Genomic DNA, 1191 nt, shown 5'->3' on the forward strand with positions numbered 1-1191 from the left:
GGACCGCCACCTGGCTCGCCAGGCCGCGATAGGCCTTGGCCGAGCCAAGCATGAAGGCGCCGCCGTGCAGGAAGAGGATCGCCCGATCGGCCGCGGCGCTGGTCGGCCGCACCCACCAGCCGCTGACGCCGTCGCGGTCGATGGCTTCCAGGGTGACGCCATCGGCGATCGGCGTCTTGGCGATCATCGCGTCATAGGTCTCGCGCTGATTGCCGGTGGGGTTCGAGAACAATTGGTGGATCTCGGCGAGCACAGCTTGCTCGATTTGGCGCTCGTCGTCGGACAGCGCGTGCCGGGTCTCAACGGGGGTCGTCTTGGTGGTGGTCATGGAAATTTCCTCTCGTTTCGGGGCCGGAAAGCTCCGGCCTCGTCGGACGACAGAATTATCCATTTCCATCTGGCGCGGAAGTCTGGATTGCGGAATACAATCCATTCCTAATAGGAAGTATTGGGAATCTTCAATGGACCGGCTCGACGCGATGCGCCTCTTCGTCCGTGTGGTAGAACGCGGCAGCTTCTCGGCGGTTGCCCGGGAAGTCGGGGTCGGCCAGTCGGCGGTCAGCAAACAGATCGCCGCCCTCGAAGCCCACCTGGGTGCGCAGCTGATGCGCCGCACTTCGCGGAGCATGACCCTCACCGACGCCGGCCATGTGTTCTACGAATCCGCCTTGCGGCTGGTCGACGAATTCGACGCGGCGGAGTCCCTGGTTGGCCGCGGCCAATCCGCGCCGTCTGGCCTGATCCGGGTGACCGTCGCCCCGGTGTTCGGGCGACTCTACATAGTGCCGCGCCTCCCCGAGTTTTTCGCTCGCTATCCGGACATCTCCGTCGAGCTCACCGGCTCCGGGCGCAACATCAACCTGGTCGAGGAAGGCGTCGACTTGGCGATCCGCAACGGCGAGCTCGCCGACTCGAGCATGATCGTACGCCGCATCGCCACGCCGGCCTATCTAGCAGTCCGCGGCGCTCCGCTGACCCCCGCCGACCTCGACGCCCACGCCTGCCTGATTTTCGCCCCGCACCACGAGCCGCTGCCGTGGGAGTTCCGCGACGGGTCGAGGTCCATTCTGCATCACCCAAGGGCGAACTTCCGCACCGCCGACGCCGAACAGATCCGCGCCGCAGTGCTCGCCGATCTCGGCCTGGCCCACGGCCCAGTTTGGGCGTTCGCGCCCGAGATCGCCTCGGGCG

The 1191-nt window shown here is 66.3% G+C and carries 1 protein-coding gene and 1 pseudogene; one reads left to right on the forward strand and one right to left on the reverse strand.

Going from position 1 to position 1191, the window contains the following annotated elements:
- A pseudogene (locus EOS_RS05470) lies at positions 1 to 328 on the reverse strand (alpha/beta hydrolase); the annotation flags it as partial.
- A gap of 133 nt (positions 329 to 461) precedes the next feature.
- Here EOS_RS05470 and EOS_RS05475 point away from each other — a divergent pair.
- Positions 462 to 1191 (forward strand): LysR family transcriptional regulator (locus tag EOS_RS05475; RefSeq protein ID WP_047845591.1); only part of this gene is annotated, 730 nt, incomplete at its 3' end.

This window comes from Caballeronia mineralivorans PML1(12) (assembly GCF_001028175.1).
Classification (GTDB): Bacteria; Pseudomonadota; Gammaproteobacteria; order Burkholderiales; family Burkholderiaceae; genus Caballeronia; species Caballeronia mineralivorans.